Here is an 8858-nt window from a genome sequence, read left to right on the forward strand (position 1 = left end):
TTACGCACCTTCTCTGCCGTGCGCCCGCTCTGAAACAAAGAAAAGATCGGCTCTCCCTTTTCCACCGCTGAACGTCTGGCCTGAGATGAAACCGATCTGATTTTCATGTGTTGATTGCGCGTTCATTGAGCTTTGAATATAAGTTTTATCGGGCGAATTTCCCTTGAACTTTAATTCTTTAAGCAAGCCGGTTATTTCTTCGCTGGTACAATCTCAATCCAGTAGCCGTCAGGATCTTCGATAAAATAAATCCCCATGCCCGGATTTTCAAAGCAGATCACGCCCATTTCCTGATGTTCGCGATGCGCTTCTTCAAAGTGATCCGTCGTCAAGGCGAGGTGGAATTCACACTCTCCCAGATCATATTTCTCTTTCCGATCTTTCAGCTCTGTCAATTCCAGCTGGAAATGCCCCAGATCGTCTTCCAGGTAAATCAGCTGAAAGCTGCCGTCTGCCGCGGTATGTTTGCGTGCGATATGCAGGCCCAGTGCTTTTTCATAAAATTCCAGCGACCGCTGCATATTCAGCACATTGAAGTTAAAATGATTAAACGTAAATTTCATATTTTCTGCCGGGAACTGGCGGTTGAACGCCGGCGCCGCGCCGGTTTCAGCTGCCGTTCTTTTCCTTTCGCATAGATTTTAAAATACGGCACGATCTTGTTGCGGTTAAAGCATTCGATCGTTTCCGTCTGGCCATCGGTCAGCTGCAGCCACAGCTGATCTTCGTTGTTATGTTTCTGATATTGCCAAAGCAGGATTTCATCCCAGTAAATCAACATACATTCATCACGGTTTTTCCGGTTGTAAAGAACCAGGTACTCATCGGTAAACTGCATCAAAATCCGGTCCGGCATCACTAACAGGGCATACGAAGAAATCGCAAGCAGAACGACGCCCATGATGGCGATCGTGGATCCGGAAATGATGAAAACTCCGGAAACCAACATCAACACCAACAGGGATCCGATCGGTTTGACTTTGACTTCGTTCAGTACCTGCATCTCTTCGGGCAGATTACGAATTTTCAGCACTTTTGATTTCACAGAGGAGCTTCCTTTCTTTTTCCAATATCCCTATTATACCGTGATTTTTTAACTCTGCGCGATTTTCACATCACATCACAAAATGTCGTCGGCTGCCTGCAGCGCCAGATTGTGGATATTGTTCCGTGCAGTCAGGATCTTGGTATTGGAACGCGTCGGATGAACACGGTTTGCCAATGTTACGACACCGATTCCCAGCTTGAAGTCGACGATGATCGACGGGCCGGAGAATCCGGTGTGATACAGGCAGGCATCGCTGGCATAATCGCCCAGCGCGTAATTCGGATCGGAGAGCACCCAGCCGATTGAGCGTTTTTCATTCAGCCCCACAGTCTGACATTTCTGAAGCAATTCAATCGTGCGCTTGCTGAAAAAACGTTGGCCGTTGTAAACGCCGTCGTTGAGCAGCATCGTAATATAATGTGAAATGTCCTCCAGCGTCGAGAACACACCCGCATGACCGCTGACGCCGCCCAGCTTGAATGCCTTGCCGTCATGCACGACACCGCGCACCACGCCGCCGCGGCTTTCCATGACTTCTTCCGCACAGCAGCGCGAACGCAGCGACGCCGCCGGTTGGTAACCCGTTTCTTTCATTTCCAGCGGCTCAAACATAACCTGCTTTGCATAGCTGTCCAGACTGCCCTTCAGCTGGGCGATGACTAACCCTAACAGGATGAAATTGACGTCGGAATATTTCACCTGCGACCCGGTTGGATATTCCAGTTCCATCTTCCATACTGCTTCGATCATTTCCGCATCATCCTTCATCTGCTTATAGCCGTTGATATCCGCCGGCAAGCCGGAGCTATGGGTAATGCAGTCCTTGATCGTCAGCTCTTTCTGACCGAACTGCGGCAGGATCTCCGCAATCTTGGTTTTCAGGGTAATCGTGCCTTCTTCAATCAGCTTGAGAATGCAGGTTGTCGTGACGAGTACCTTGGAAATCGACGCCAGGTCATAGATTGTATCCAGGCCGTTGATTTCTTTTTCCGGAACTAACTGCTTATAACCGACGCTGCATGTCCACTTGTCATCTTTCGTGATTACGGCGCAATTACAGCCCGGGAAGGTGCCGTCTTCCACGCACCGCTGTAAATATTGTTTTAATGTTTCCAGTTTTTTTTCATTCAACATGAGTTACTCTCCTCTTTCGTCCTCATTATAGCTTACTTGCGATGAAAATTCATCCCCTATTTCCGGGAAGGCCCGGTCCGTCAGATTCAGTCTGGAAATCAGCCCGGCGATTAATTCCTGCAGCCCCTGTCCGGTAAGACAGCTGAGTAAAAGGCCATCCTTTCGATCCCATTGCGGAACCTGATCCGCCTTGTTATAAATTCGCATCCGGTCGATATGCGCGGCATGCAAGCGGTGCAGCGTCCGCATAACTATTTCGTGCTGCAGCTCCCATTGCGGATCGGAAGCGTCGATCACTTCCATTAAAAGATCCGCTTCCTGGATTTCCTGCAGCGTGGATTCAAAGGCGTCAAGCAAAAAATCCGGCAGATCCCGGACGAAGCCGACGGTATCGCTGAGCAGCATCTCCGCCCGTCCAGCCAGCTTGATCCTGCGGGTCGCGGAATCCAAGGTCGCAAACAGCTGATCGGCAGAAGCAACCTGCTTGGCCGGTGAGATGGAACGCAAGGACAACAGCGCGTTCATCAGCGAGGATTTTCCGGCGTTGGAATAACCAATCAAGCATACCCGCGGCAAGCCGCTCTGACGGCGCCGATGGCTCTGGACGGCTTGCTGAAGCTTGAGCTGATCCAGCTCCAAGCGGATATTCCGAATCTGTTTTTCGATCGTCCGGCGCGAACGTTCCAGCCGCGTTTCTCCAGTCCCGCGGTTGCGGACGCCGCCGCCCTGCTGCTGATCGGCATGGATCTGACCTTCGATCAGACGCGGCAGCTGATAAGCCAGCCGGGCAGCTTCCACCTGCAAATGAGCCTGACGTGTGCGGGCGCGCCGCTCAAAGATCTCCAGAATCAACGCGCTGCGGTCGATCACCGGGAAACCGGTCTCCTGTTCCAGATTCCGCGTCTGAATGCCCGTCAGCTCGTTGACAAACACAATGCCTTCCGCGCTCTGCGCTTCACAGGCTTGTTTCAGTTCATTCACTTTGCCTGATCCAAACAAGGTCCGCGGATGTCTCTTTTGTGCTTTCTGCGTCAGCCGCGTTTTCACTTCAATTCCGCAGGCTTCGCAAAGCAGCGCCGCCTCGTCTAGCTTCTGCGCCCAGCTTTCCTCTGTTTCCTGTGTTCTTAATCCTGCCAATACCGCTGATTTCATGGATTCCCACCCTTCATTTTTTTATTGAATACCACTCTGCCCGCAGCCATCCCCCTTTGAGGAAAACCAAAAGCTTGATGATGGAAAAATATAAGAAAAATGGGCTGATGTCCTCCCAAATTTCTTATCGTTGTTATCTTTTGATGGAATTCAATGATTCCGTAAAATGATGATGCGCTCAGCCCAGAATCGGCTTGATCGTCGAGTGGATGATCTCTTTCAAGGTCTCACAGCTGGCGTCAAATTTTCCTTGATCGACTTCGTTCAATTTCAGCTTAATGATCGTTTCCACGCCGGCCCGGGTAATGATCGCCGGAACGCCGATATACAGGTCTTCCTGACCATATTCCTGATTCTGATAACAAGATACGGTCAGAATGACATGTTCATCATCGAGAATAGCCCGGACCAACCGATTTAAAGACAAACCGATACCATAATAGGTAGATTTCTTACGATTGATAATCTCATAAGCGGCCTGCTGAACCTGATGATAGATTTCGTTGAGATCCTGTAAGTCGCGATGATTTTCATCGAGCATTTCCAGCAGATTCTTGCATCCGATATAGGCATGCGTCCACGGCACAAAGCTGGAATCGCCATGCTCGCCCATGATGTAAGCGTGGATATTGCTTGTCGAAATGCCCAGATATTCGCTCATTAAATAGCGCAGACGCGCTGTATCCAGAATGGTTCCTGACCCGATAACACGATTTTTCGGCAGGCCGGACACCTGCTGGGCGACATAGGTCATCAGGTCAACTGGATTGGAGGCGATCAACAGGATTCCGTCAAAACCGGAAGCCATAATATTCTCAGTAATACTTTTCATGATCTTGGTGTTGACGGCCGTCATGTCCAACCGTGTCTGGCCCGGTCTTTGGGCAGTTCCTGCGGTGATGACGACCATTTCCGCATCCGCGCATTCTTCATAGCCGCCGGCTTTAATGACCAGCTTGTTGCGCGCATACGGCAGACCATGCTGCAAGTCCATTGTTTCTCCGATCGCTTTCTCCTCATCGACGTCCACTAAGACGAGTTCATCGATTCCGCCTGTTGTTAAAAATGAATAAGCCATGCTCATTCCGACGAAGCCTGTGCCGACCAAGACGATTTTTCTGTCCTTCATAAGAGTTCAGCTCCTTTTCCAGGGTATTTACCCTTCTCTTTCTTTTATTGTAACAGGATTACCGGAAATAGGGGGAACTATGCGCTGAAAGCGATGAAAGTTTGCCGGAAATACAAGCTTCCTTCTTTTTTGATCCGGTTTTAGCGGGTTCCAGGATCTCAAGCTCTGGATTTTGATCTTCCGCTTTAAGTTACTTGTTTTCCATTTTGGGCGGGAACCGTTGATTTCTGTTCGCTGAATAAGCAAACAGCCAAGTAAAAAGGCAAAAGCCAAGATGCGCCTTTGCCTAAAATATACTTGATGTTATAAACAGAAAAGCCGTGAACCGAATCTGCGCCGGTCTATTTCCGGCGTCCGGCTCCGCCCCCGCGGCTGGCTCCACCGCCTCCGCGATTCATGCCCCCGCCAAAGGAACGTCCGGCTCCGGAAGACCGGGAAGCCGATCCGCCGCCAAAGGAGCTGCGGGTTGAGGAATGGGAACGATACGTCGGCCGGGGTTCACGCGGACGGCGCTCCGGTCCCCAGGGGTCCATCGGCCGCGGGCGTGGTCCATAATAACGGCGCGGACGCGGACGGAACACCGGACCGCCATAATAACGGCGGCGGCGCGGCGTAAAGACAGACAAAATCACAACGACGAGGACAAAAACAAAAATCATCAAGAAAATTGAAGGAATCATCGTAAACAGTCCGAAAGCAGGGCGGGCGGAATATGGCGTTCCGCCGCCTCCTCCCTGCGATGGAGATGGATTCACAACCGGCGTGCCCGCGGTTTTTTCCAATCGCTGCGCCAGAGCCTGAACCGTTTTTAATGCTCCGGTGCTGTAATTGCCGGCCGCAAACTCCGGTTCCAGCGTAGAATCCAGGATGGCCTGAATGTCCGAAGTCGGCAGCGTTTTTTCCAAGCCTTTACCCTGAAGGCAATAGTAATCTTCTTCGCCGATCGCCAGGACCAGCAGCACGCCATTATTATCGCTGGCGCTGCCGATCTTCCAGCCATTAAACAGGTCATAGGCGACGTCGTCGATCGCCTCGCCGTCCAAAAAGTCAAACGTTGCCACGACGATCTGCGATCCATTGCGGGCTTCGAGGTTTTTATTTACAGTGCGGATCGCATCCGCATCCTTGCTGTTGATCACATTGGCATAATCCGCAACATAGAAGTTTTCCAGCGGCTGCGGTACGGTGAAAGCGCTGACCGTCCAGACGCTGACCGCAATCACCGCCAGAAAGGTCATCAGTCCCTGTGCAAGCTTTTTCATACGCTATCCTCCAATTTGGTAAATTTCCAGTGAGCTGGCCGTCAGTTTTTGCATCAGCGACGGAAACCAGCCTGATGTTTCCTGCTGAATGGACGCGGCTTTTTCATGATAAGGATCGCGTTCAATCCGATCCTGACTGGCCAGATATTCGGCCATGAAGCCGGTGACGTACTGTTCATCTTTCTCCGTCAGCGGCGCCTTCAGAAGCGCACCCGCAAGCGTGGAAAACGCAGTATCGAGCTTCTTCTCCCAGCGCTGCCGTTCACCCATCGAAGCTGCCTGATCCAACCCTTCGGCGGCATTTTCCACCGCGATGATGAACGAAGCGTTGATCGCAGAATCATACCGGCGCGCCACCGTCACGCAGTTGCGGGCCGTCTTTTGTTTCTCTTTAACATCCTGAGCGATGGATTGTCCGTCCTGGTCGATTCCTTCCGTATAGATCACATCCAGCTGCTTCTGCATGGAATTAAACGTCAATTTTGCTTTGCCCCAGGAACTGCCGATCACCAGCAGAACCGCCAGAAGCAGCGCGGTTTTCTGATTGATTTTCATTCTCTGCCCTCCTTGAAGGATGGAGAAACAAGGCCTTGCTTAACTAGCAGCGTTTCCAGCACATCGCTGTCGGCCTGAATTTCCATTGACTGATGCTCATGCAGATCATCCCACTGTTTAACAAACGCTTCCGCGCAGAGCTTCACCGTCTTTTTGATATTTTCACGGGAATTCTGGATATTCTGCGTCTGCAGCGGATCGGCTTCCAGTTCATCGTAATTCAGAAGCAGTTTTGTCAGCATCGGCAGATAGTAATCGACTAACCGCCGGGCCTGATCGTTAAACCGCTGCCGCTGCTCCATTTCTTCCACAATCTGACGGCAGACCGAATCAATTTTCCGTAAATCCTGCGTCATCGCCGGATCGTCGATCTTCGCCGCTGCCTGCTGCAGCCCGGTTAACGCCGAACGCGCGGCTTCCAGCTGCTCCTGCTGTTGCTGCTCCAACGGCGTCAGCGGAACTGCCACTTCAATTTCTTGATCCGGGATTTGTTTCCGTGCGATGAAATACGCGATCCCGCCGATCAATAGCGCGATCAAATAATGCCAAAGCTGGATCATCGGCAAAATCAGGCAGACGATCGCCCAACCCAACGCCCCGATCAAAATCGGCCACGGCGATGGTTTCCGAATAATTTTTGTTTTACCTGTCATAGGTTTCCTCCTGATTGTATCTTTCCAATTTTAATCCCGGTTCGCTCAGAAATCGGAATGAACGACGGAAAGGAATCGACGTTTCCATTCGTCCCCCGTTAACAATAGTCCAGTTCCTTTGCGAGTCCGGAATCGGAATAATAATCTCCACTATCTTCAGAGTAGTATACCGTAAGCGAAGCCAGACTGCCGTCCAGCTAAACCATGGCGTACAGTTGAAATGGATGTTGGCCTGAAAAGTCAAGATTCGCTTTCATCCGCTCCCGCACCGCGACGGAATACAGATCATCCGGCTCCGTGACCCCCTGCTCGTCACTGTCGATCGTGACCAGCGTGTAAAGCTGCGAAACGCCGCTATCGCCCCTTTTTCGGTTCAGCCCCGACGAGGTTTTCACTAAGACCTCCACGGATTTATAGACCGTTACAAGGCTGCGGATCGTCTCCTGAACGGCGGTATGCTTCGCCTGCTGCGCGAAACCGATCATCCGCGGCACAAGCAGCAGCACGACCAGAATGGCAACGGCAACAATCAGTTTCAGTAACGTAAAACCTTACTTCTTTTTCATAGCGTATCCTTTTAAACTCTCGGTTATGCCTCTTATTGTATCGTACTCCCAACATTTTTACCACAGAAAGCAGTGCGCAATGTTCGTAAGTCAGAAAAAATCCCTGTTTCCAGGGATTCATAAAATTATTTCTGATCGGCAGCGAAACGGACACCGGCTTCCAAGCGTGCCGTATGCACAAGTTCCATCACCTGATAGGAATATTCCAGCATTTTGTAACAGCCGTCATAATCTTCGTTCTCAATCATCCGCTTAAAGTTCTTCACTTCAAAGTAATGGCCGCCGTGACTTTCATTCAGATCAATGACTTCCGGCTCCTTTGCGCCTTTCAGCCAAACCTCGGCTTTGGCGCAGACCGAAGACGCGCTGTGTACGACGATATATCCGTTATCGCCCTGCAGCTGACAGATATTCTCACTTGCGGAATCTTTACAGCCGATACCACAGGCCAGGAACCCGTCGTAATCAAAGACGAGAATCCCGGAGGTATCAATGCCATTGGCCGCGATGTTCGGAACATATTTCAGCGATTTCGGCGCGCCGAACAAACCGATGATAAAATGCGCGTTATAAATATTGATATCCATCAGCGCTCCGCCGGAGAACTGAGGATTGAAGACATTCGGATTTTCATTATTTTTAAACTTGTCGTATTTGCTTGAATATTGTGAGAAATTGCACTGCACCATCTTCAGCGAACCCAGTTCCCCGATCCGTTCTTTGATCTTCTGGTAATTCGGATTGTACGGAACCGTGATGGCTTCAAATAAGAAACGGTGATGCTTCTTCGCGGTATCAATCAACGTCCGGCATTCCTCGATCGTCGAAACAAACGGCTTTTCTAAAATTACGTTTTTCCCGGCTTCCAGCGCTCTCATCGCCTGTGAATAATGCAGACTGTTCGGTGAAGCAATATAGATGCAGTCAAGTTCCTCGTCATGAAGCATTGCGTCCAAATCGGTATACACCTTCGGCATGTTGTATTTGTCAGCTAGGCGCCGGCCGGTTTCTTCCCTGCGGGAGTACACCGCCGTGCATTCCAATCCATTGTCCTGAAAAGCGGTATTCAGCCACTCCGTAATCATGCCTGTGCCAATCGTTCCCATTTTCATACGTTATCACCTCTGTTCCTATTGTACCAGAACAGACCTGCTTTGTCTTGATCAAGTGGGATAAAAGAACACAGTTTCTTTTGAATTCATGGATCCTTAATTCAAAGGGAACGCTTGCGGGCAAGAATTTCTCTGATCGTCCGTGACACTGCAGGAGTTCTGAAATCGAATCCAACTCTGGATGCAAAACTTCGGCCTTTCACTCCGGCGCAGAAACAAAAAAAGGTTCCCTTCATAGGGAACCAAG

At 50.5% G+C, this 8858-nt stretch carries 11 protein-coding genes; all 11 read right to left on the minus strand.

Annotated elements, in window-relative coordinates; genetic code table 11:
- Positions 1-186 (minus strand): hypothetical protein, encoded by a 186-nt coding sequence (locus HOLDEFILI_RS19440; RefSeq protein WP_006061219.1) that lies wholly within the window; start codon positions 184-186, stop codon positions 1-3.
- Between the two features lie 5 nt (positions 187-191).
- On the minus strand, positions 192-563 hold the full coding sequence (locus HOLDEFILI_RS17340) for a VOC family protein (RefSeq protein ID WP_006061220.1): 372 nt from the start codon (positions 561-563) through the stop codon (positions 192-194).
- The gene (locus HOLDEFILI_RS17345; protein WP_006061221.1) at positions 560-1045 is read right to left on the minus strand and encodes a hypothetical protein; all 486 of its coding nucleotides are present in this window, start codon (positions 1043-1045) and stop codon (positions 560-562) included. Before HOLDEFILI_RS17345 ends, HOLDEFILI_RS17340 begins: the two co-directional genes overlap by 4 nt.
- 75 nt (positions 1046-1120) lie before the next feature.
- Positions 1121-2182: a serine hydrolase domain-containing protein gene (locus HOLDEFILI_RS17350; RefSeq protein WP_006061222.1), complete on the minus strand. Its 1062-nt coding sequence runs from the start codon at positions 2180-2182 to the stop codon at positions 1121-1123.
- Positions 2183-2185: 3 nt separating this feature from the next.
- Positions 2186-3334, minus strand: a complete 1149-nt coding sequence (gene hflX / locus HOLDEFILI_RS17355) for a GTPase HflX (RefSeq protein WP_006061223.1) — start codon at positions 3332-3334, stop codon at positions 2186-2188.
- Positions 3335-3512: 178 nt separating this feature from the next.
- Complete coding sequence (locus tag HOLDEFILI_RS17360; protein ID WP_006061224.1) at positions 3513-4463, minus strand: L-lactate dehydrogenase; 951 nt, start codon at positions 4461-4463, stop codon at positions 3513-3515.
- Positions 4464-4804: 341 nt separating this feature from the next.
- Positions 4805-5725 (minus strand): TPM domain-containing protein, encoded by a 921-nt coding sequence (locus HOLDEFILI_RS17365; RefSeq protein WP_006061226.1) that lies wholly within the window; start codon positions 5723-5725, stop codon positions 4805-4807.
- A gap of 3 nt (positions 5726-5728) precedes the next feature.
- The gene (locus tag HOLDEFILI_RS17370) at positions 5729-6280 is read right to left on the minus strand and encodes a hypothetical protein (protein ID WP_006061227.1); all 552 of its coding nucleotides are present in this window, start codon (positions 6278-6280) and stop codon (positions 5729-5731) included.
- Entirely contained in the window at positions 6277-6933 is a 657-nt protein-coding gene (locus HOLDEFILI_RS17375; protein ID WP_006061228.1) for a 5-bromo-4-chloroindolyl phosphate hydrolysis family protein, read from the minus strand. Before HOLDEFILI_RS17375 ends, HOLDEFILI_RS17370 begins: the two co-directional genes overlap by 4 nt.
- 197 nt (positions 6934-7130) lie before the next feature.
- Positions 7131-7418, minus strand: coding sequence for a hypothetical protein (locus HOLDEFILI_RS17380; RefSeq protein ID WP_006061230.1), 288 nt, complete (start codon positions 7416-7418; stop codon positions 7131-7133).
- A gap of 206 nt (positions 7419-7624) precedes the next feature.
- A complete protein-coding gene (locus HOLDEFILI_RS17385; protein WP_006061232.1) occupies positions 7625-8611 on the minus strand; it encodes a Gfo/Idh/MocA family protein in 987 nt (328 codons plus the stop codon).
- Positions 8612-8858 lie beyond the last annotated feature (247 nt).

Source organism: Holdemania filiformis DSM 12042, from assembly GCF_000157995.1.
Taxonomy (GTDB): Bacteria; Bacillota_I; Bacilli_A; order Erysipelotrichales; family Erysipelotrichaceae; genus Holdemania; species Holdemania filiformis.